General features: G+C 42.5%; 22 protein-coding genes. 8 read left to right on the top strand and 14 right to left on the bottom strand.

The features are described 5' to 3' along the window. Positions 1-3: 3 nt before the first annotated feature. From B4Q04_RS04535 to B4Q04_RS22665, 4 genes are all read right to left on the bottom strand, one after another. Entirely contained in the window at positions 4-2,841 is a 2,838-nt protein-coding gene (locus B4Q04_RS04535) for a CHAT domain-containing protein (RefSeq protein WP_161496042.1), read from the bottom strand. A gap of 58 nt (positions 2,842-2,899) precedes the next feature. Next, a complete protein-coding gene (locus B4Q04_RS22670; RefSeq protein ID WP_161496041.1) occupies positions 2,900-3,535 on the bottom strand; it encodes a hypothetical protein in 636 nt (211 codons plus the stop codon). Positions 3,536-4,269: 734 nt separating this feature from the next. Then, positions 4,270-4,863 carry a hypothetical protein gene (locus tag B4Q04_RS04525; protein ID WP_013993257.1) on the bottom strand — a complete coding sequence of 198 codons (594 nt, stop codon included), beginning with the start codon at positions 4,861-4,863 and terminating at the stop codon, positions 4,270-4,272. Between the two features lie 5 nt (positions 4,864-4,868). Then, complete coding sequence (locus B4Q04_RS22665; RefSeq protein ID WP_161496040.1) at positions 4,869-5,042, bottom strand: hypothetical protein; 174 nt, start codon at positions 5,040-5,042, stop codon at positions 4,869-4,871. Positions 5,043-5,404: 362 nt separating this feature from the next. Between B4Q04_RS22665 and B4Q04_RS04520 the strand changes: the two genes are divergently transcribed. Together B4Q04_RS04520 and B4Q04_RS04515 are read left to right on the top strand one after the other, a co-directional pair. Next, positions 5,405-6,139: a LytR/AlgR family response regulator transcription factor gene (locus B4Q04_RS04520; protein ID WP_013993255.1), complete on the top strand. Its 735-nt coding sequence runs from the start codon at positions 5,405-5,407 to the stop codon at positions 6,137-6,139. Positions 6,140-6,199: 60 nt separating this feature from the next. Next, on the top strand, positions 6,200-8,122 hold the full coding sequence (locus B4Q04_RS04515; RefSeq protein WP_236630967.1) for a tetratricopeptide repeat protein: 1,923 nt from the start codon (positions 6,200-6,202) through the stop codon (positions 8,120-8,122). Here B4Q04_RS04515 and B4Q04_RS04510 read toward each other — a convergent pair. Then, complete coding sequence (locus B4Q04_RS04510) at positions 8,112-8,684, bottom strand: DUF3109 family protein (protein ID WP_013993253.1); 573 nt, start codon at positions 8,682-8,684, stop codon at positions 8,112-8,114. The genes B4Q04_RS04515 and B4Q04_RS04510 overlap by 11 nt on opposite strands. A 121-nt stretch (positions 8,685-8,805) precedes the next feature. On the opposite strand from B4Q04_RS04510, the gene B4Q04_RS04505 reads away from it, so the two are divergent. Together B4Q04_RS04505 and B4Q04_RS04500 are read left to right on the top strand one after the other, a co-directional pair. Continuing rightward, positions 8,806-9,384, top strand: a complete 579-nt coding sequence (locus B4Q04_RS04505) for a MarC family protein (RefSeq protein WP_013993252.1) — start codon at positions 8,806-8,808, stop codon at positions 9,382-9,384. 47 nt (positions 9,385-9,431) lie between these two features. Beyond that, positions 9,432-9,638 (top strand): hypothetical protein, encoded by a 207-nt coding sequence (locus B4Q04_RS04500; protein ID WP_046287839.1) that lies wholly within the window; start codon positions 9,432-9,434, stop codon positions 9,636-9,638. On the opposite strand, the gene B4Q04_RS04495 is transcribed toward B4Q04_RS04500, so the two are convergent. The 4 genes from B4Q04_RS04495 to B4Q04_RS04480 form a co-directional block, all read right to left on the bottom strand. Continuing rightward, positions 9,635-11,260 (bottom strand): S41 family peptidase, encoded by a 1,626-nt coding sequence (locus B4Q04_RS04495; protein ID WP_088696098.1) that lies wholly within the window; start codon positions 11,258-11,260, stop codon positions 9,635-9,637. The two genes, B4Q04_RS04500 and B4Q04_RS04495, sit on opposite strands and share 4 nt — an antisense overlap. A 3-nt stretch (positions 11,261-11,263) precedes the next feature. Then, positions 11,264-11,713, bottom strand: coding sequence for a deoxycytidylate deaminase (locus B4Q04_RS04490; RefSeq protein WP_013993249.1), 450 nt, complete (start codon positions 11,711-11,713; stop codon positions 11,264-11,266). A 124-nt stretch (positions 11,714-11,837) separates the two neighbouring features. Continuing rightward, complete coding sequence (locus B4Q04_RS04485) at positions 11,838-12,422, bottom strand: HupE/UreJ family protein (RefSeq protein WP_013993248.1); 585 nt, start codon at positions 12,420-12,422, stop codon at positions 11,838-11,840. A gap of 45 nt (positions 12,423-12,467) precedes the next feature. After that, complete coding sequence (locus B4Q04_RS04480; protein ID WP_088696097.1) at positions 12,468-13,205, bottom strand: TerB family tellurite resistance protein; 738 nt, start codon at positions 13,203-13,205, stop codon at positions 12,468-12,470. 208 nt (positions 13,206-13,413) lie between these two features. Here B4Q04_RS04480 and B4Q04_RS04470 point away from each other — a divergent pair, with 208 nt between their 5' ends. The 4 genes from B4Q04_RS04470 (at position 13,414) to B4Q04_RS04455 (ending at position 16,845) form a co-directional block, all read left to right on the top strand. Then, positions 13,414-13,824, top strand: a complete 411-nt coding sequence (locus B4Q04_RS04470) for a BrxA/BrxB family bacilliredoxin (RefSeq protein WP_013993245.1) — start codon at positions 13,414-13,416, stop codon at positions 13,822-13,824. A gap of 86 nt (positions 13,825-13,910) precedes the next feature. Continuing rightward, positions 13,911-14,651 carry a lysophospholipid acyltransferase family protein gene (locus B4Q04_RS04465; RefSeq protein WP_046287417.1) on the top strand — a complete coding sequence of 247 codons (741 nt, stop codon included), beginning with the start codon at positions 13,911-13,913 and terminating at the stop codon, positions 14,649-14,651. A 1-nt stretch (position 14,652) separates the two neighbouring features. Next, a complete protein-coding gene (locus B4Q04_RS04460; RefSeq protein ID WP_088696096.1) occupies positions 14,653-15,345 on the top strand; it encodes an HD domain-containing protein in 693 nt (230 codons plus the stop codon). 75 nt (positions 15,346-15,420) lie between these two features. Next, entirely contained in the window at positions 15,421-16,845 is a 1,425-nt protein-coding gene (locus B4Q04_RS04455) for a Gfo/Idh/MocA family protein (protein ID WP_088696095.1), read from the top strand. A 94-nt stretch (positions 16,846-16,939) separates the two neighbouring features. On the opposite strand, the gene B4Q04_RS04450 is transcribed toward B4Q04_RS04455, so the two are convergent. From B4Q04_RS04450 to B4Q04_RS04430, 5 genes are all read right to left on the bottom strand, one after another. Continuing rightward, on the bottom strand, positions 16,940-17,500 hold the full coding sequence (locus B4Q04_RS04450; protein ID WP_013993241.1) for a porin family protein: 561 nt from the start codon (positions 17,498-17,500) through the stop codon (positions 16,940-16,942). Between the two features lie 66 nt (positions 17,501-17,566). Beyond that, positions 17,567-18,640 carry a PA0069 family radical SAM protein gene (locus B4Q04_RS04445; RefSeq protein WP_046287416.1) on the bottom strand — a complete coding sequence of 358 codons (1,074 nt, stop codon included), beginning with the start codon at positions 18,638-18,640 and terminating at the stop codon, positions 17,567-17,569. A gap of 58 nt (positions 18,641-18,698) precedes the next feature. Then, complete coding sequence (locus tag B4Q04_RS04440; RefSeq protein WP_088696094.1) at positions 18,699-20,249, bottom strand: hypothetical protein; 1,551 nt, start codon at positions 20,247-20,249, stop codon at positions 18,699-18,701. A 35-nt stretch (positions 20,250-20,284) separates the two neighbouring features. Continuing rightward, positions 20,285-21,064, bottom strand: a complete 780-nt coding sequence (locus B4Q04_RS04435) for an enoyl-CoA hydratase/isomerase family protein (protein WP_013993238.1) — start codon at positions 21,062-21,064, stop codon at positions 20,285-20,287. 61 nt (positions 21,065-21,125) lie between these two features. Next, positions 21,126-22,535: a sensor histidine kinase gene (locus B4Q04_RS04430; protein ID WP_088696093.1), complete on the bottom strand. Its 1,410-nt coding sequence runs from the start codon at positions 22,533-22,535 to the stop codon at positions 21,126-21,128. Positions 22,536-22,597: the final 62 nt, after the last annotated feature.

The raw sequence follows: 22,597 nt of genomic DNA, 5'->3' as shown, positions 1-22,597 counted from the left end.
GTTTTAAAGGTTTATCTGTGTGCGGCGTTTCCAAAACCAAATTAAGAACACCACCAAGGCCAGTATAGCGGCGCCCCAGTACCACCAAAAAGAATGGTCCGACAAGGGGGATCCGTCACCCGAAACAACAAAGGCCGACCAGTAATAAGGGTGTTTTAAAAGCTCGTCATCAGTACTTTCCAAATACTTCAATTTAGCATCGCGCAAGGCCCTTGTTTTTGATTTTCCTTCGGATAAGCCTTCATAAAAATCCTCCATCAGCCTTACACTGCTCTTGTCGTTTATCTTCCAAAGCGTATTGACCAAAGATTTCGCCCCGGCATAATAAAAACCCTTGGACAAACTAAGCATCCCTTGACCTTTTTGAAGTTTTCCTATACCCGTTTGACAAGCACTCAAGGTAACCATATCGGCATCTAAAGCGATGTTGTACAAATCTTTTATATACAAGATACTGTGCTGCTCACTATCTGCCCCTGCACTGAATGCGAGATACGAATAGTCGGGAAAGGCATCGTTAGCCGAAGCATGGGTAGCCAAGTGCAATATATTATAACACGAAAGGTTCGACTTGAAATAGGACAAGGTGGCCTTTTCGTCTAAAACCACTTCGGTATGGTAAAAACGATCAATTTTAGAAACCTCGTCATCGTTATAGAGTAACCTACCGAATTGCCGCACACCCTGAACCGGTCCTTCTCCGGAGAAGCTCGGCGCAAAAGCCAATACACTATTCGTTTCGGCTTTTCTTTTTGCCTTGAGTTTCATCAGCGAAGCCACCGAATTGGCATATCCGATATTCTTGGTTTTCAAAACATAGTCGTCATTATCACTTAAAAGATCAAAAGGCAAGTAATGCAATACCCCATCGGGAACTATAGTGACCTCTTCACCATCAAAGCCCCGCAAGGGCCGCTCCAGCAGTTTTTCAAAAAGCTGGCCACCGAGTTCCTTGATAGGTTCTTGACCCGTTAAGGAAGGATGGGAGAGCAATCGGTACAATTCTTTTACTTTATTTTGGTCGTCTTGGTCAAATGGGAGCTTTATGAACTTTTCACCCTGACCATGCAACATGATTACGTAAAGCCAATCATCGGCAACGGTATAGGAAACCAATGCCGAGCCATCTTTCAAAACCCTTTTCTTTACGCCGGCCAGATCAAGACGTTCACTCTCGTATTTTAACTCGTAGTATTTAGGAAAGTCGGTTCTCAGTTTTTTCAAAAGACCATAGTACTCTTGTTTCAGGTCGAATAATTGTTCTTGATAGTTGGTAATGGTATCCGTAGCATCGAATAGTTGTTTTTCCAAATGGGTGATGCCTGCCCTCAATTGCACTTCTTTATTCAACAATTGTGGAGGTACGCCACCATATTTTGTCGCTTGGGCATTCCGCAGGGCTTCCAGCAACACAAAGTCTTTGTTTTTTTCCGCGATATTCAACGCAAACCCTATCGTTTTTGACGAAGGATTTCGTTCATAACTCCTATACACTATCGCTAGCATACGGTAAAAAATAGGATAGACCCGTTCGGCCAAAAACTGTTTGTCCAGTTTACTGTCAAATTCACCTTTCAGTGCATCAAAGGTTTTCAAAATGGCGTCACTGGTTCGTAAAGCTTGTTCTTCATAATTGAGCTCGCCGGTTTTCCCCAAAGCCATTTGTAAAAGCTGCAGTTTTATATCGAGCAAATGCAAAAGTTGGATTTTGGAAAAGGTTTGATCGGGACTAGGATTGCTTTCGGAATCGGCAATATGGTTTCCGGCATTTAGAAAAGCGTCTTGAACCGCCTGCAGCCCTTGCTTAAAATCCATGCGCCGTAAATGCAGTTCGGCTATCTTCCCATACGCCTCGGCTATATCTTGGTGCGGTTTGTTGCGTCGGTACTCTTGGTACGACTTCAAGGTCTTTTGATAATAGGACAAGGCCATTGAGAACTCCTTTTTTCCTAAAAAGGCATCACCATATATCATATCGACTTCCTTTTTAAACGGATTGTCTTCGGGCCTGATGACATTGTTTTCGTTCAAAACCGCTATGGCCGAATCAAAATCTTCTTGATTGATATAGTTCTTGGCCAAGAGCATATAGGTAGACAGAAAGTTATTCTTAAATCTCGGGTTATCGACCTTGGTTTTGTAAAAAATCAAGGCTTCCTGTAACAATCGATTGGCCTCTGTTGTGTTGTTTTGGTCTTCATACACCTGCGACAATAATTTTTTAGTATTAAAACCGACCGACCGGGCATCTTCAATACTATCGCTATACGTTTCTATCAGCCTCAAATCTTGGGTGTAGTAAAACTCGGCCTGTTCATATCTCCCCGTGTGCCGGTGTATCAGCCCTAAAAAGCTATAGATGGCGGATAAGGTATCGATATCCAAGGCGGTAAGTTCATTTTGGGGTATCGATTTCAGTTGGCCGTAGAGTTCTAAAAAATAATTCTGGGCCGTTACATAGTCTTTAAGCTTGTAGTGATAATTTCCCCTGTCAAAAAGCAATCTTTGCTCGTATACCTGTTTTAATTCAAAACTATCAAGGCGGGCATCACTTTCAAGCAGTGTGCCCATACGCTCCAGATTGTCTCCGTACTGTTCAAGGTCATAAAAATTACTATTGGCATTGATCAAGTAGCTAAGTCCCCCCATCAGCACATCTAAATTATCCTGCGCATCGGCCATAGAAATGACCTTGTCATAATAAAAATAGGCGCTGTCTTTATTGGTGTAATGGTTTTCAAAAGCACGACCGAATGCCTCATCTAACCCGATTGAATCTACTTGGGAGACCCCTTGGGCGATAAAAACAAAGAAAAACCCTATACAGTGTAGATATTTCATAAAATAAAGTCCCTCACAAGATACACAAGGAAGGACTTTAATTGAATTAAAAATTGATTCATTCTTTATAAACGGGCACCTGCAAGACAATTTCTTGACCAAATTTGCGTATATCCGTTTTTTTGATAAGCATGGTAGCATCTCCACTAAAATCTCCCTTAAGCATAATGACCGTTTTGCCATCTTTCAACTTTTGGGGAGAAGAACCCTTAGCCAGCACATTGTTTTTTTTGTCCACCACAATTACCTCGACCCCTTCTAGACCGTCGGTTATTTCAATGCCATTGAAGTCGCTGATATTTATTTTCGGGACACACCCTAATCGAGGGTCGTCAAAACAACCCCTTGGCGGTCTTGGAGGGAACTTGCCCCCCCTCGGCATAACGATACTAACGAGCCCGGTTTTATATTCACTAAGCGCCGATTCTTTTTTTTGGGCCATTTCCAACTTGGCAATCTCGCCCTTGCTCCCTTTGTTAAGGTCAATACCTTCCTTCAACTTCGCAATTTCCTGTCTTACCACTGTAAGGCTCTGTATGGTTCCCAATTTGTAGAGTTCTGCCCCATTCAGGTATTGGGGCTCTTGAAAATGGTAATATCCGAAATTGGTAGCGGTCAACTCTTCTTCCGGAGCTTCTGTTCGAGTACACGACAGGCTCAACAGCATAATCGTGGTCAATAGTACATAGTTCATAGTTTTCATATTTAACAGTTCTGTTTAGGTTAGTTACCCCTGCCGCAAAAAGGTTAACACGAGTATTCATTTTTCATGCTAAATATGATTGTAATTTACCCAGGCCACAATCAATCATGTTCAATCGGTAAATTTTTATGTACCGATGAACCTATTTCTTGTATCAATAGCAAACACCCCTTCTTACCCTTTCTTGAAAAAAGTAATACAATTCGCTCAAAACAAGCGTCTTACATCGAATACATAAACATAAAAAAGCCGGAAAAAATAAATTTCCGGCAAAGTTAAATAAGGTATGATACCGCCAAACCGTACGGTTCCTCTAATGTATCAAAATCGATTATTACCAGAAAGGGTGCTGATTCAGGTAGTTCCCCCGAAACCTATAATCGAGCAATCACTTTTCCAACAAGTTGGACGAGTGTTCCCCAAAGTGGTTTCATTAGACGGACAATTCATGTTCTTTATCTTAACACGACGCCTAGAACCGTACCTTTTTGGTTGGCAGTTTCATAAAATTGTAGCTAGTTCCCCATTGATTTTTTGTATATAGTTATGCTTGGTCTATTCTTCTATATTTATGCCCTAAGGCGTACTCATACTTGGCTTATAGCAATCGGGGGGATGGTAAAAATAAGCATTTTCTTTACACCGCGCACTATACAAAAGCATATTTGTACATTCTAACTTGATCACTGGTAGAATATTACAAATAATGCTACATGCCCGAAAACTTAGCGTTTCGCAAGCATGTTTTCATAGGTCTCCACCTCTTTTTTGACGGCAGTGAATTTTCTTTTCACCTGAATGATTTGACCCTCAAAATTTTGAAACTGAATATGGATATCACCACTCATAGACAGTCCATTATACTCATTGACCGTAAAGGTGCCGTTGTAGGCAAAAAAAGGCTTTTCGCCCAAATCGTCAACATTGACAAAACCGAACACTCCCTTAAAATCTTGTAGAAAACTCTCTGCATTGGGCCGTACCGTATATTTCTTCAACAAATTGGTGGTATCGGCCGAAGACATTGAAACTAGAATACCCATTACATTTTCGCGCTTATCGGCATTGTTCATCATTAACTCGAGTGTAGTATACAAACGACCATTCTTAGAAGCTATATCATTCATTTCAAATACCATAGGAATGGCCAATGCTTCGTCTACATCGCTCATAGCGGATATCATAGGATAAACCCCGTCTTTATTTTCGGCATTGACAAAACCATTTTCTACCGTTTCACTAGACAGGAACAAAAACGAAAACAATATCCAAAAACTAAATTTACCTGCTCGTATAAAAAATTGAAACAAATCGTTCATATCTATCAATTTTTTGAGGTGAGTACTGACTCTTCCGAAAGCTCATTCATTGTGTTTTCGACAAATTGTTCGTTTCCTAAACGATTCTTGTCATAATTACTTTTCCCGTCTTGATTGGTATACATTGCTACTATTAGCAGCACTACCAATACCGTGAACATAACAACACACTTTCTCATTGTAATTCTTATTTAGTTCAACCTTACTGCGGTTTGACATCAAACCTTAATGGGGAAACATTAATATCCATCACAATTTCAAGCCTAAATTAGCCTTGACCTTATGAGCTTTACAGGCCTTATGTGTAAATGGTGCTTTTTTCTGTATAAATAGCACTTTGCCTGCTTTTAGAGGGATTTTGGTGTTAACAAAACCCTAATTATGTGGGTAAAATCAATAATCGCGCCAATTTTTAACCTTTAAAACCATATTTACATTTTTTTAGGCCGATTATACGAGAAACCCATCCAACGGCACATCTTTTTTTTAGAAACCACGGTATACCATTAAATTTGATTAATTTACCTTAAAGCTGAATTCTATGTTAGAAGCCGTAATTGTTGATGATGAAATTAAGGCATTGCAAAGCCTATCTTGGGAATTGACCAATTTCAGTGACGAAATTAAGGTCGATGCTTCATTTACCGACCCTTTTGAAGCCCTGAGCTATCTTGAAACACACACTCCCGATTGTCTTTTCTTGGATATTGAAATGCCGACTATGGACGGGTTTCAATTTATCCAAAAGCTTACCAACAAGAACTTTCCGGTGGTCATCACTACGGCCTATAACCAATATGCCATTAAAGCATTGAAAAACGAGGCTATTGATTACCTTTTAAAACCTATAGATACCGACGATCTTAAGGAAACCATTGTCAAAATCAGAAGGTACAACGCCAAAAACTATACGGCCGAGCGGTTAGAGAAATTGCTCTTAAACTTTAATTCTAACGCCAAGCACAAAAAAATAACCTTTAATACCGATGGCAAACTGGTGTTTTTAGACAGCGACGAAATTCTGTATGCCGAATCGGATGGGAACTACAGTACTATTTTCTTGGCCGATGGCCATAAGATCGTACTCACCAAAAAACTGAAAGAAGTCAATGAACTGCTTCCTGCCGATACGTTTTTCAGGATCCACAATTCATACATTATCAACCTTACTAAAATAAAAGAATTCTTAAAGACAGATGGCTATGTAATACTCGAATCGAACCATAAGATTCCCGTTTCCAGGCAAAAAAAATCGGACTTTCTGGATATGCTATAAAACTTAATGCAGTTTCAACGGATACATATTAAAAATTCCCTCATCTTTTATTACCCACCTATGGCCATAAAGGTGATTTGCCTTGTGTTTTTTTCATGTATTACTTTTTGCCATGCACAATTTGTTCCCTCATCGTTCAAACAAACTGTTGACAGCCTGATCCATGCGGCCCCAGAGACCTATGGGGAAATACACTCCGTACTACAACCCTATAAGAGCGATACCATTTTAATGCGCTACCTGTCCAATACCACTTTAAAGGAGAACTACTTGCCCGGACGCACCTATGCCCTAAATGAATTGGGCAGGGTCTACCGCAACACCTCACAATACACCAAGGCCATAGCATTGCATAAGGAAGCCCTAGAAATAGCCAATTCAACCAATAACATTGAATTTAGGGTCGCCAGCCTAAACGATTTGGGAGTCGTATACCGACGAACCTCATCGATTCGTACGGCCATGGACTACAACAAAGAAGCCCTTGAACTGGCTGAAAGTGTCAAGGAAAAATCAAAAAGTCTAAAAAAGAGCATAAACGTGTCCCTTAACTGTATAGGCAACCTATACATTATGCTGAACCAATACGGGCAGGCCATTGAGTACTTTAAAAGGTCGATGAAACTCGAGTCTGAACTCGGGAACACCTTGGGCATGGCCATCAATTATCAGAATATTGGGGAATGCCAAGAACATCTAGGTGAATTAGACGAAGCCCTCAGCAACTACCGCACTTCATTGGCCTATAACGAAGAAATAAACAGTGATATGGGCCGTGTAATCTGCAAGAACAGCATTGGCCAGATCTACCTGAAGCAAAACCGCATTACCGAAGCATCGAATCTTCTGAGGTCTACCTTGCCACTTGCCGAAAAATTGGGAGATGGCTTCTTGATATCGCCCATTTATACGAACATCGGCTGGTCTCAAATGGCAACGAACAATTTTTCCGGTGCGGAAGAAAACATTCTCGAAGGCCTACGCATAGCCGAAAAGTATAATTTACGGGCAGAAGCGGCCAGGGCCAACCATTTGCTGACGGAACTCTACCAATATATGGGCGATTACAAAAAGGCCTTGACCGCCAATATGAGGGCCTATGAACTCGACGAGGAAGTAGCCAATGAGAGTACCGTACGCTATGTTAACGACATCATCTTTAAATACGATTCGGAAAAAAAGAACAATCAGATACAAAGGCTCGCGCAAAACTACGAAATAGTCCAAATGGAACTTCGAACCAGTCGCACCACCTTGCTTATCGGGGGTATCGCCCTAGCCCTTTTGGCCGGCATATTCTACATATTGTACCGACAATACCAACTAAAGAACGAAAAGAAACTACTCACCCTTGAACAAAGCATGCTCCGAAGCCAGATGAATCCGCATTTTTTGTTCAATTCGTTGAACAGTATAAAACTGTACATCATCAACAATGAACAAAAAAATGCAGTCCACTACCTGAACAAGTTCTCTAAATTGGTACGAAAAATATTGGAAGCTTCATCGATGCGCGAAATTCCCCTTGCCGAAGAGCTCGAGACGGTTGAACTCTACATGAACATTGAAAACATCCGCTTCTCGAATGAAATCGACTTTAAGGTTCGCATCGATGAAGGTGTCGATACGCATACGATAAAAATTCCATCGCTAATTTTACAGCCTTTCTTAGAAAACGCCTTGTGGCACGGCCTTTCGTCAAAAACCGGAAAAAAATCCATCGACCTTCATATTTCAAAAGACCAAGAACAATACATTCACATTTCCATTACGGATAACGGTGTAGGAAGGGAAGCCGCGGAAAAGTTAAAATTGAACAAGATTCTCAAACGCAAGTCGGTCGGAATAGATATTACCAAGGAACGTCTGGCCAATTTCTCAAAAGACTTTCAGAATTCGTTCGAAGTTGAAATCGTAGACCTCTACCATGAAGATGGAACATCGGCAGGCACAAGGATTATTTTACATATTCCTACGGTTTAGTATGCTCTTCGGCCACTTCTTCGAGTTCTTTGTACCAAGCCTCGCCGAACTTACGGATCAGCGCTTCTTTTACAAATTTGTAGATGGGCACTTGCAGCTCTTCCCCTAAAGCACACGCGGGATCACAAATGCTCCATTTATGGTAATTAACTGCGGTCAACTCGGTGTATTCCCTTATACGAATCGGATATAGGTGGCATGACACGGGTTTTTTCCAATTGATCGCGCCATCGTTATACGCCTCTTCAATACCACATTTTGCCGTACCGTTTTCAGAAAACACGACGTAGGCACATTCGCTATCGTTGACCAATGGGGTTTCCCATTCATCATCTTCGCCTTTGATAAACGCACCTTGTTCTTCAATGGCATCTATACCCTCTTTTCTGAGGTAAGGCTTGACCTTACTGTATATGTCCACCAAAATTTCGGTTTCATCTTCATCAAGCGGAGCGCCTGCATTACCGTCAACACAACATGTACCCTTACAGGCAGAAAGATTACAGACAAATTCGTTCTCTATAATCTCTTCAGATACGATGGTCTTACCCAATTGAAACATAAATACCTATTTAGATATGCAAAGATACTTTTTAAAGGGGGATTTTGACCTAGTAATTTATTTGAAGTTGCATGCCGCTAATCCGTTTTAATAAATGTAATTTTGCCGAAAATTTAAAAGTATGAAGGTACATTTCGATTTTCGGGAAATTGCCACGGCCACAATGATCCTCTTTGCGGTCATCGACATTTTAGGAAGCGTACCTATTATTATAGGCTTACGAAAAAAAGTGGGGCATATCGAGTCAGAAAAGGCGTCGGTGGTATCATTGGTCATCATGATCGCCTTTCTTTTTGTCGGAGAGAAAATACTGAAACTGATCGGCATAGATGTCTACTCCTTTGCCGTTGCGGGATCTTTCATTCTTTTCTTCCTGGCCCTTGAAATGATATTGGGAATTACGCTGTACAAGGAAGACGAGCCCGAAAGTGCCTCGATCGTACCGATTGCATTTCCGCTCATTGCCGGGGCAGGTACCCTTACCGCATTGCTTTCACTAAGGGCCGAATATCATGTTGAAAACATCATTGTCGCCATTACTATAAACACTATTTTTGTATATATCGTTCTGAAATCTTCAAAACGCATTGAAAGTGTTTTGGGTAAAAACGGACTGAATATTATACGAAAGGTCTTTGGTGTTATTCTCTTGGCCATTGCGGTAAAACTGTTCGCCGCCAACATCAACGAGCTTTTCTAGTAGGATAATTGCTTTCGAAAGTTGCCGGAAATATTAAAAAACATACCATGAACAAGACATTCACCTTAATTTTAATCGCATTGGCCGTTGCGCTGATTGCCTACAACGTCACTATTGTCGATTTTCAAGACCCGCTCAATGGAGACAGCACTATAGCCCTTATCGGCATAGTGGCCTCTTTATGTGCCGTGTTGCTACTTTTGATCTTCAGGACGAGCAAAAAGATCCAGAAAAAAATAGAACAGCGAGATTAGTCATTGATCTCAAGGCCTTCCACCTGTTCTCCATAGGCTTCGGGCTTGTCTAATTTGAGTACCTCTTGCAGCATTTTATCTTGGGCACTTTTTATTTTTGCATGGATATTGGGCCCGAACAACTGCTCGGCCAAGGCCGCCTTTAAATACAATTTGATACTGCTTTCATACTTGTAGAAGTCCATTCTAAGGTTTCGCCTAATGGAGTAGTCGACAAATTTCTCAAATAGGATATCATCTACCCTAAAGTCTTCTATAAATTCCTTTTCGGTCAACGAGCTATAGCGCTTACGATCGTCATCTAGATGTTCGAATATAAAATAAGAAAGCCAGCCGAAGCTATCCATACTTTCTACCGCTTCCTCTTCATTGGTACCTATTGGAACGAATACGTCGGGAATAATGCCCCCGCCACCATAGACTACCTTGCCCTTGGGCGTAACAAATTTGAGCGAATCGGCTACCTTGATACTATCTACCGAGATCAACTCGCCACTGTGATATCGGTCGGTAAATTTTTGGTAATAGTCTTTATTGCCGTTTTTATACGTCTTTTGAATGCTTCTTCCCGTTGGGGTATAATAACGTGATACGGTCAAACGAACGGCAGAACCATCGCCCAGTTCCATTTCGCGCTGCACCAAGCCCTTTCCAAAAGAACGACGCCCTACAATGGTCCCAATATCGTTGTCTTGCAATGCCCCGGCGATAATTTCACTTGCCGAAGCCGACCTTTCATTGATCAGCACATATACAGGCTTATCTTCAAAACTTCCCTTGCTCGTGGCGTGAATCTTGTTCACTTCCCCTCTTTTGTTCTTTGTAAAGAGTATGAGTTTTCCTTTTTGCAAAAACTCGTCGGCCATCTGTTCGGCCACACCAAGATACCCACCGGGATTATCCCTTAAATCGAGTGTCAACTTGCGAGCCCCCTGCTTTCTGAGTTCCGACAGGGCTTGTTTAAATTCCTTATAGGTAGATTCGGCAAAGCGATTGACTTTTATATAAGCCATATCATCGGTAAGCATAAAATAGGCCTCGACGCTTTTTATGGGTACGATATCGCGTTTTACATTGACCGTAAATACTTTATCCTCTTGCTTTCTGTACACCTGTAATTTTACGGTACTGCCCTTTTCACCTTTGAGCTTTCCTACAATATCATCGTTGCCCAAGTCTTTACCGTACAGCGTATCGTTATCGGCCATTAAGATCCGATCGCCCGCTTTGATTCCTTTTAGATAACTGGGCCCTTTAGGTATGGTTCGTATGACCGAAATGGTATCTTTATAAGGGTAGAAATTGATGCCTATTCCCACAAAATCCCCCTTCATATTCTCCGAAACGCGATCCATCTCATTTTTAGGGATATAGACCGAATGCGGATCTAATTTTTCGAGAATTTGATTTACGGTAACATCAACAATACTATCGGTATCAACATCATCTACATACTCATAGTCGATATAATCGATCAAGCGGTTAAGCTTGTCTTTTTTTGAGTTGGTAGTGAACAGCCTTTCGGGGGTATCGGCAAAATGCAACTTTCCCCCAACAAAAATGCCCAAGGCAAGTGCCGCCGCTATAACCGTTGGCCATATATAGTTTTGCTTTCGCTTCATAAATTAGATTGTCTGGTCTACCTCGACCTCTATTTCGGGCATATGTACCAGTTCGACATTGGCACGTTCTAAAAAATCCAAGCCCGAATTGTCTTTGTAGGCCGTTTTGTATACAACACGTTTTATGCCAGACTGGTGGATCAACTTGCTGCATTCGCGACAGGGCGATAATGTAATATACAGGGTAGCCCCTTCACACGACTGGGTGGAAGACGCCACTTTACTGATGGCATTGGCCTCGGCGTGCAAAACATACCATTTGGTATATCCTTCGTCGTCTTCACAAATATTGTCAAAGCCCGTTGGTGTGCCATTATAACCATCGGAAATGATCATTCTATCCTTTACAATAATGGCGCCTACTTGTTTGCGTTGGCAGTACGACAACTTTCCCCATTCTTGGGCCATACGCAAATAAGCCTTGTCGTATTTGGTCTGTTTTGATTTTTCCATCTAATGCGAAGATACAACACTCTGTATCACTAGCTTTTATCTATTTGTAAGACTACTAAGATACCCGCTTTGAAAAAGACCGACAATAATTGGCGGTTAATTTTTAGTGAAAATAAATTAGTGACTATATCGGAAACGTACGAACCAGCATCGGTATTGTCAAGAGAAGGATTAAAATAGACGTAATACCCACATAGTACACTTTTTTAAGTTTTGCTCCGGAAACAACGGCCCAACCCAATACCAAAACGGACAGAACAACGGTAACCTGTGAAAGTTCAATGCCCGTGGCAAAGCCTAAAAGGGGCACCAACTTGTCGTCTACCTCGGCCATCAACATCCTGAAGTAATTACTGAAACCAAAACCGTGTATCAGACCGAACACAACTGTGGCAATGGCATGCCAGACTATGCTTTTTTGGGCCGTTTGGACCTTGAGATACACCAAATTAAACATAGCCGTAGCCATAATCGTCACGGGAATCAAGAACTCGATAAGGGCTACATCAACCCTAGCGACCCCATAAGCACTCAATGCTAAGGATAGGCAGTGCGCAATGGTGAAGACGGTAGCCAACAAGACCACTTTTTTCCATGTTTTAAATGAGAAGGGAACGGCCAATGCCGCCAAAAAAAGAATATGGTCGTACGCGTTAAAATCAAGTACATGCTCCAGACCCATCTTTATGTAAAACAGAAATTCTTGCATTTTCTACAATTTTATATGACTATGGGAAGAACAAAAATAGTAGGCCTACAAACCTCTTTCGGCCTGAATCTCCTCATAGGCTTTTTGCACTTCCTTAAATTTCTCCTCGGCACCCTTTTTAATGGCCTCATTCTGCGTGTTTACGCGATCGGGGTGATATTTTTTGGCCATCGTACGATATGCCTTCTTTACCTCGTCGTTAGTGGCAGACTTGTCGATCTCAAGAATTTTATAGGCATTGTTGACCGATTTTATGAACATGGCCTTGATGCTTTCAAAATCGCGCAAGTTTACCCTCAAATAACCCGCAATTTCACGGATCTTATCTATCTCCGGATTACTGACGGAACCGTCGGCCTGGGCAATTCCAAAAAGAAAGTGAAGCAACTGCAAGCGAACCTCGTAACGCGTTCTTTGATTTAAAAACGTACAAATACGTTCCGCCGATATCTCGTGTTTTTTGTTGATATCATTGAACGTCCTGAAAATGGCATTGGCCTTATCCTTTCCATAGGTGCTGACAAAATATTGCCGAACATAATCCAATTCACGTTGACTTACCGTACCGTCTGCCTTGATCACAATGGAACACAAAGACAACAAATTGAGCTCAAAATCGGCCGGCGACACTTTCTGTCTCGCCATATCCCCAAAAATGGCCTGCCCCCCTGCACTACCACTTATCTTAAAACCATCGATCAGACTTCCTACCAAGTAGCCCAAAATAGCACCCGGAAACCGAAAGAAATAATACCCTATGATGGCCGCGAACCATTTGATCATGCCTTTTCTAAATTTGGGCAAAGATATTAAAAGGAGGCAGAACTAAGGCATCAAAAAAGCCGTGAGTCATCTTTGTTTCGGCAAAGAATGCCATTGCCCCACGGCCATAATCCCTCCCAAGATGCTTTTTCTCAAAGGAAACGTTAAGTCTATCAACAAAATGCGACAAATTAAGTATCTTTGTTAACCACATTAAAATTAAAGATTTATGTATCCTCCAGAATTGGTAAAACCTATGAGAGACGACTTGGCTTCCGCCGGGTTTGAAGAATTATATACGGCCGAAGCGGTCGAAAATGCAATTAAAAAAGAAGGTACCACCTTGGTAGTAGTAAACTCCGTGTGCGGTTGTGCAGCGGCCAATGCAAGACCGGCAGCAAAGTTGAGTCTTCGCAATGCCAAAAAGCCCGACCATGCGGTAACTGTCTTTGCAGGTGTAGATATCGAAGCAGTTAATGCGGCAAGAAACCTTATGGTTCCTTTTCCTCCATCATCGCCTAGTATGGCACTTTTTAAAGATGGCGAATTGGTTCATATGATAGAACGCCACCATATTGAAGGTAGACCGGCAGAATTGATTGCCGAAAACCTAATTAGTGCTTACGACGAGTTTTGCTAAGACTTTAATTTATTGCCCTTCCCTCGTAAAAGGGAAATAAAATAAAAAAACCGCTTCACAAAGAAGCGGTTTTTTATTTTTGCACCATGCAAAAGCTATTCGCATATCCGCTTACCTTACTCTACATGATTTTCTTCGGATTGTGTCTGTTGGTGTTTCACCCTATTCAGTGGATCTGCTTCAATCTTTTTGGATACAATGCCCACAGGGCCAGCGTTGCCTTGCTCAACCTCTCGCTAATGCGCTGTACCCATATTCTGGGAACTACCTATTCATTCAAAAACCCCTATAATATTCCCACGGACCGGCCCTTGATCATAGTGCCGAACCATCAGAGCATGCACGACATCCCTCCCATCATCTGGTTCATGCGGAAGCACCACCCTAAATTTGTCAGCAAAAAAGAACTCGGCAGGGGCATTCCTAGTGTTTCCTATAATCTAAGACACGGAGGCTCCGTACTGATCGACAGAAAAGACAGTCGCCAATCACTGACCGAAATCGCCAAGCTCGGACGCTACATAGAAAAGCACAAGCGAAGTGCCGTTATATTCCCCGAGGGCACCCGAAGCCGTACCGGGCACCCCAAACCCTTTAAGGCCACCGGTTTGAAACTTCTTATGAAAAATGCCCCTTCGGCCTTAGTGGTCCCGATAAGCATCAACAACTCATGGAAGATGCTCAAATACGGTAAATTTCCCAACGGTATTGGAAACCATATTAGCTTTCAAGTACACGAACCCATTGAAGTCACTTCTGATTTCGATTCCGTTTTGGCCGAAGCCGAACGGAAAGTCGTATCGGGCGTAACTTCCTTTAAATCATAAGATGAGCGACCCTGAAATTATAGAACAGACCATTGCTTTTGCAAAAGAGACTTTACAAGGGGCCGAAGGCGGTCACGATTGGTTCCATATCCAACGTGTTTTTAAGAACAGCTTGCTTATTGCCAAAGAAGAAAACGTAGACGTTCTTGTCGTTGGTCTTGGCGCCCTTTTACACGATATTGCCGATGCCAAATTCAACAGTGGTGACGAAAGTGTGGGACCAAAACTCGCCCAGCAATTTTTGGCCGAGCTCAAAGTAGACCCAAAAATCGTTGACCACGTGGTCAAGATTATCGAAAATATCAGCTTTAAAAATTCACTTGAAGCACAACAGGGCCAAAAATTCGACTCCTTGGAGCTACAAGTGGTGCAAGATGCCGACCGCTTAGATGCCCTAGGTGCCATTGGTATCGCCAGGGCCTTTAATTATGGTGGGTTTAAAAACAGGGAACTCTACAACCCCGATATTGCCCCAAATCTAAAAATGACCAAGGAGGAATATAAAAAATCAAAAGCCCCTACCCTCAACCATTTTTACGAAAAGCTTCTTTTGCTAAAAGACAAAATGAATACGAAAACCGGAAAAAAACTGGCCGAAAGGCGACATCAATTTATGTTGGACTACCTTGAGGAATTCTATAAAGAATGGGACCCACTGGTCGCTACAACACCATTTAACAATGTAAACGCATAGGAAAGCCCTGCATTCCCTTTCTCTTTTACATTTTTTTGTACCTTCAATTCCAGAACCATAATCCAATTATTGAAGATGCAAAGAAGAAAGTTTATCAAGAATGCCGCTGCGGCCTCTACCGTATTTTCCATCGTACCCAGTTTTGTTATGGGCAAGAACCACGTTGCCCCAAGTGACACGCTCTATATGGGCGCCTTTGGAGTAGGAGGGCGAGGAGCAGGAGTAATCAGGGGTTTAAACGACACCGGAAAAGTAAAGTTCGTAACACTATGCGATGTTGATGACCGAAGGGCGGCAGGTACCTACGAGAAATACCCTAAAGCTAAAAAGTACAAAGATTATAGAAAGGTATACGATAAGCATCTTAAAGACATCGATGCCATTATGGTGGCAACTCCCGACCATATGCATGCCTCTATAGCATTACCGTTCATGCGCGCCAAAAAGCACGCTTATGTAGAGAAACCCTTGACGCATAACATCAATGAAGCACGTCTGATGACCAAAGTGGCCCAAGAACACGGAATCGTTACCCAAATGGGAAACCAAGGAGCTTCAAGTGATGGCAGCCGTGAGGCCAAAGAATGGATAGACTCCGGTATTATTGGAAAAGTATACAAAGTAGACTGCTGGACAAACCGCCCCGTATGGCCGCAAGGCGTTCCTGCGCCTACCGAAAAACAACGTGTTCCAAAAGGTCTTGATTGGGACCTTTGGCTAGGTGTAGCCGCACAACGTGATTACAACGCCGCCTACCTTCCCTTTAAATGGAGAGGTTTCTGGGACTTTGGAACCGGAGCCCTTGGCGATATGGGATGCCATATTATGGAAACGCCATTTAGCGTACTTGGCCTAGGTTACCCTACTGAAGCGGAAGCTAGCTGTACTACGAACTGGGTAGGCGATTTTGTTGAAGCTGATTATAGCGAATCTTGCCCCGCTTCCTCCATAGTAAGATTAAAATTCAATACGGAACAGCATGGCGATATTGCCTTGAACTGGTACGATGGCGGACTTATGCCCGACCTACCGGATGAATTGGCCGATGGCGAAACTATCGGCGATGGCGGAGGAGGCTCGGTGTTCTATGGAACCAAAGGTATTTTGGTAACAGACACCTATTCCCGAAATGCCCGATTGCTCCCCAGCAAGAACATGGATATGTTCAAAGCGCCCGCACCCTACCTAAAACGAATTGATGGGGATGTAGAAGGCCACCAAAGAAACTTTGTAGAGGGTTGTTTAAACGGAAGCGAAACCTCATCGGACTTTAAAAAGTCAGGACCCTTGACCGAAGCTGTATTAATGGGCAATTTGGCCATTAAGGCATTCCAGTACAAGAAACTGAAAGAAGGTAAAAAACTCGGTGATTGGGATCCTTTCGATTATCCGGGAAGAAGAAAAATCCTATGGGACGGTGCCAACATGAAAGTCACCAACTGGGACTTGGCCAATGAATGGGTAAAGGGCAAGTACCGCAAAGGCTGGGAATTAAAATAGGAAATAAAAAACTTAACAAATAGTAATAAGCGCAATAAGGAAACCTCTCAAAAAGGAATCACTATTGCGCTTCTTCTATTTTATCTGAACCTGATTAAAAGGCGTAACCGGCCGAAAGCTGAAATACGTTGTTCTGGCTGTTGCCCCCCGTATACGAATCGCCATTGATGTTGGCAATACCTTTGTTGTACCGAAGGCTGAAAAAGATATGGTCGTTCAGTTTGTACGAAGCCCCAATAGCAAAAGCAACGTCCAACTTATTAAAACGATCATCGTCATCTTCGTTTGTAGCTATCAAAAAGCCCACCAATGGCCCAGCTTCGGCACTAAGTCCCTCTAAAAAGTAATACTTCCCTAAAATCGGCAGGTTGATATAATCTAAATTCAGGTTATTATCTCCAGTACCATAACTCCAATTCGTTCCTTGAGAAGAGAACAAAAGTTCTGGTTGTACCGCCATTTTTTCCGATATAGAAAACTCGGCGACCCCTCCTAAATGAAAACTCACCTTAGTACCCAAACTACCTAGGCCCGAATAGGCGCTTCCGCCTATGGAAGCCACGTTAATACCTCCTTTTACCCCAATACCGAAATCTTGGGCATGGCCAATGGTCAAAGCGAAAAGTGCGGTCAATAAGAATCCTAGTTTTTTCATAATTTACATATTTTATTTAACTGTTTCCCTTGTTAGTGCCGCACAGATAAAAAGGTTAACATGAACTCAAAACAATTTTAACTGCCCATCTTTAAATTGCTCGTGCAATTCATGGTTTAGGGGAGGAAAAGACTTGTTTTTAAAATACGTATGACGCGCCAAACGCATCAAATCATGAATTTGCGTCGCTATCTTGCCCTCGCCCCGACTGCGAATTCCGAAACGACTATCGTTCAACGTGCCCCCGTGACATTCCTCGATTTGATGCAATACCTTATCAGCTTTATCAGGTAAGGTTTTACGGATCCAGTCCGTAAAGACCTCACCTATGGCGCCGTTTAAACGAACTACGGTAAAACCGAATGATTTTGCACCATTGTCGGAAACCGCCTTGGCCAAGTTCATGATTTCATGACTGTTGATTCCAGGAATAATCGGCGCCAGCATGGCGTTTACAGGAATGTTGTTTTCAGATAATACACGAATGGTCTCCAAACGTTTTTTAATGGTGGTCGTCCTTGGCTCTAGAATGCGTCTTGTTTCCTCAGACAACGAAGTGACCGAAACATTAACGGCAATTAACCGGTCTTTCGCCAGTTCCTTCAGTACATCTAGGTCACGCAGGACCAAAGCGTTCTTGGTAATAATACCAACGGGATGTCTGTATTTAAGGAAGATTTTGAGGCAGGCACGGGTAATTTCAAACTTTTTCTCTGCGGGTTGATAGCAATCCGTATTGCCGGAAAGTACAATGGTCCTCGCTTGCCAGCGCTTGTTTCTCAATTGGGCCTCTAGCAGTTTTGGGGCATCCTTCTTAATTAAGATTTTCCGTTCAAAATCAAGTCCTGCACTATACCCCCAAAACTCATGGGTATTTCGGGCATAGCAATAAATACAACCATGCTCACAACCTTGATAAGGATTCATGGAATAGGCCATTCCCACATCGGGACTGTTGACCTTATTGACTATGGTCTTCGGAAAGATAGGAATGTATTGGGTCTTGTTCTTATCGGCTTCTTCTCCTTCTATCCGACAAAATTCAAGAAAATCATCTCGGGTTTCATAAATGTTCTGAAGAAATTTATTGGGCACATTCTGTTGTGCACCCCTCCCTTTAATATAGGATTTGGATTTCAATATAATTGGATTTACTCCAAATTTATGGAATAAATCCAATTATTGTTTATCCTTGTCCCTATTTAACAGTTACTTCCACCAATTGCTTTTTGGTACCGCGCTTGGCGTAGAACAACAGGTGATTTGAAGCCTCGCCAACAAAGGGCCTTGACACCATAATGGGCAATCGCACCTCTTTATCGTCTACCAATTTTTTATAGGAAAGGTCTCCTTCGGCATCTACCTTAATGACAAACATATTGGGGTTTCTGCTAAATCCTTGTTTGAACAGGATACGTTCTTTGCTCATTTTCTGTGGATTTTCCCCCGAATTGATAAAGAAGTACATGTCTTCCCCATGACCATACGCCGTGTAGGAAGCATAAGAGGCATCTCCTTGGGTCACCTCGGCCTTATTGATGTTACGGGCCCACTCCATTGTACCGGAGGCATCGAGTTTGGCCAATACAATATCGTTGTAATGGTAGCGATCTACTTTTTTGGTAGCCCCGGTACCGATATCTTCTCCCGCCGTTACAAAATACTCCTCGGCACTAAAGAGAATATCGTTGTTGGGGGTTATGTGCACACTCTTAAAAATAAGGTTCTTGATTTCCGCATCGACCTCACGACCGAATTTATCGAGCATAAACTGATCTGAAAACGGATTGTATTTTTTGGCCTTGATCACCAAAGAATTGGCATCTAAATTAAAATAGACCAAACCGTTGTACCGATTGTCTTTTCTATCGGCATAGAAACCGACCACTTTGAGGTCATTGCCCAACAATACCGGCTTCAACGATTCGGGAAATCTTCCGGCATCGGCAAATTCTTGGGTTTTGCTTCCTCCTTTGACCACACGTACCAGCTCATACTGAAACCTTCTTTCTTTGACATCGAACCTTCTTTTCTTGAAAAAAGCCTTCCCCATCAAATACAGTTCCTTAAGATCTTTGGACACCGCAATATTTTCGAAGGCATAGTTCTTTTCCTCTATATAATTGCTAAAGTCATAATCTAACTGAAGTTTTAAGTCGGTTCCGAAAAGATAAATATGGTATTTCTCATTTTTCCCTTCACGATGGTGCACGGTAACGGCAAAAGCCGATCGATCATCGGTAAAATGCGTGGCCGTGGAAAAACCGTTGCCAAAGCTCCGGTTGTACTTATTGACCGCAAGTGGGTTCAAAACCTCTTTGGAAGGAATGGAAAGCAGTTTTCTTTCGGTAAAGTTAAACTCGTCTAAGGGACTCTGGTGTACCACATAGTTATAGGCTTCGTCATTATGGTCGTACACCAATTCCAACAAATAAAGCTGACCGTTCTTTACAAAGCCGTCGACCATATGTTTGCCGGCATATTTGTAATTGTAGTCCGCCACCAAATTTAAATCGGTATCGTATACCTCGATAAAATGGCCCTTGGGCCTCAAGGGCATGCCGCCGTAATAGGTACGCACCAATACGGTCTGTTCTTGGGCGGAACGGTCGATTGTCAATACGGTAGAATATTTATACCTATCGGAATAATTCTCGCCAAGTCTATAGTCAACAGGAATCTCCTGTGCTTTTGAAAAAGTTAGGGCTGCCAAAAACAGCAGTACGGTCAAGCTTCTTCGCGTTCGCATAAGTAGGTTTTAATAAGTAGGGTTAAGGGGATATGCTACTCTCCAGGAAAATCGGCCTTCCGCTTTTCCAAAAAGGCGGAGGTACCTTCCTTAAAGTCCTCGGTTCCAAAACAGGCACCGAAAGCCTTTATTTCTTCGTCATATCCGTTACTGTTCTTAAAACCCGCATTTACCGCTTTTATTGCATAACTCAAGGCAACGGGTGAGTTATTCGATATCTTGCTCGCCAGCTTTTGGCAGAACTCGATCAATTGTTCTTGAGAAACGACATGGTTTACCAATCCGTAACCCAAGGCACGATCGACATCGATCATACTGGCGGTCATAATGAGTTCCATTGCCCTGCCCTTTCCGATAAGTTGTGGCAAACGCTGGGTTCCCCCATACCCTGGAATAACACCGAGTGACACCTCGGGAAGGCCCATTCTTGCGTTGTGGCTAGCCACCCTAAAGTGACAGGCCATGGCCAACTCCAATCCCCCTCCCAAGGCAAAACCGTTAACTGCGGCAATTACCGGTTTCGAAAGGTTTTCCACAAAATCGAAAAGTAGTTTATGACCCTTGGCCGACAACTTACCTCCCTCCTTTTCTGAAAAATCCGCAAATTCGGAAATATCGGCTCCTGCAACAAATGCCTTTTCCCCACTTCCCGTTAAAATTATGACTTTGACCCCTTTATCTTTTTCCAAGGCCTCGAACGCATCGTGCAGCTCTTGAATGGTCTCGCGGTTCAGGGCATTCAGTTTTGTAGGGCGATTAATGGTTACTATCGCCGTTGCCTCCTTATCATTTACCAAGATGTTATTGAATTTCATGAAGTGGGTTTTTGAGTGTTATGCTTGTTTAAAATTTCATTTTTTCGCTACAGCACCAAGGTTATTTTACCTGCGGGAATTTAACCGTAAATACTGTTCCTTTTCCGGGTTTTGAGGTAAATCCGATATAGCCGTTATAGGTTTCGACTATATTTTTTACCATACCCAGGCCTAGGCCCATTCCACTTGATTTTGTGGTAAACTTTGGTTCAAATATTTTCTCCTTGAAGCCGTCTTCAATACCTATACCGTTATCTGCCACACTAATTTCAGCATATTTTCCATCTGAGACCACCGAGACCAAAATTCGGGGCGCTTCTACTTCCGGAACGGCCTGAATGGCATTTTTCACCAAATTGGTCACCACACGTATCAACTGGGTGCGGTCTAATTTCGTGATAATTTCTTCCTCCTGAGAAATAAAATGAATGTAATCTTCATTAAAAATATCCAAGGCCAAGCGTACTATTTCAACGATGTTCACCGTTTCGTTCTGCTGGGCAGGCATTTCGGCAAAGTTGGAAAAGGCCGAGGCTATACTGCTCATGGTATCGATCTGCTGTATTAGCGATTTTGAAAACTCGGCCACCTTGCTAGCAATGTTAGGATCTTTAGGGTCGAACTTGCGTTCGAAACTCTGTACCGTTAAGCGCATCGGGGTCAACGGATTCTTTATTTCATGGGCCACCTGCTTGGCCATCTCACGCCAGGCCTGCTCCCTTTCACTACGTGCCAATTTTACGGCACTTTGTTCCAGCTCATCTATCATGGCATTATAGGCCGTAACCAACTTCTCAATTTCCTCGCTGGGGTTGTCGATCAATATTTTTTGGTTTCTTTTCCGCAGCTCGGTCTTGCCCAACATATCTGAAATCGTCTGGAGCGAACGGGTAATATATGTAGATATAAAATAGGCCAAGCCAATGGCAATAAGCAACATCAGAAAATAAACCCCGGCCAAACGCAGCAATAACTCCCTGAGTTCCATATTGTTGAACGAATCGTCTTCGTAATAGGGCAAGTTTAAAATACCAATCGGTTTAAACCGTTTGTCATTGATATAAGTATAGGAAGCCTTATAGTTGTCTCCGGCCAAGGCTTTTTGATCTACGAAGCGTTTGGTCGGACTGGTCTCCAAACGGTCTAGGATATAAGGGTCTAAACAATTGGCAATCGAGTCTACCTCAAATATGGCACGGGAGCTTTTGATCAATTGCCCGTCTAGGTCGTATATGTTGAGCCTTTGGTTCTGGACATTGGCGATTTGATAAATCTCTTCGTTGAAAATCATTCCCAAGTTTTCCGTAGTAACCGGATAAGTTGTCTTCTTCAGCACGTAATCAACGCTTTGGCGTACCTGTTCCTCTTTACGCTCCAATCGGTCCCTGTGGTAATCTTCCGATTGTTCCTTATACTGATACACGGTAACGCCGGCAATCAGAATAGAAGCTACGACCACAAGTAGGATCATAGATAAGAAGATGCGCGACCTTAGCGATAGTTTTGTAAACAAAAGTCTGGAGTTTATATCAA

Origin of the sequence: Zobellia sp. OII3, assembly GCF_002211465.1 — a bacterium.
In the GTDB taxonomy this organism is placed as follows: domain Bacteria; phylum Bacteroidota; class Bacteroidia; order Flavobacteriales; family Flavobacteriaceae; genus Zobellia; species Zobellia galactanivorans.
This window is presented reverse-complemented; position numbering and strand designations above follow the sequence as displayed.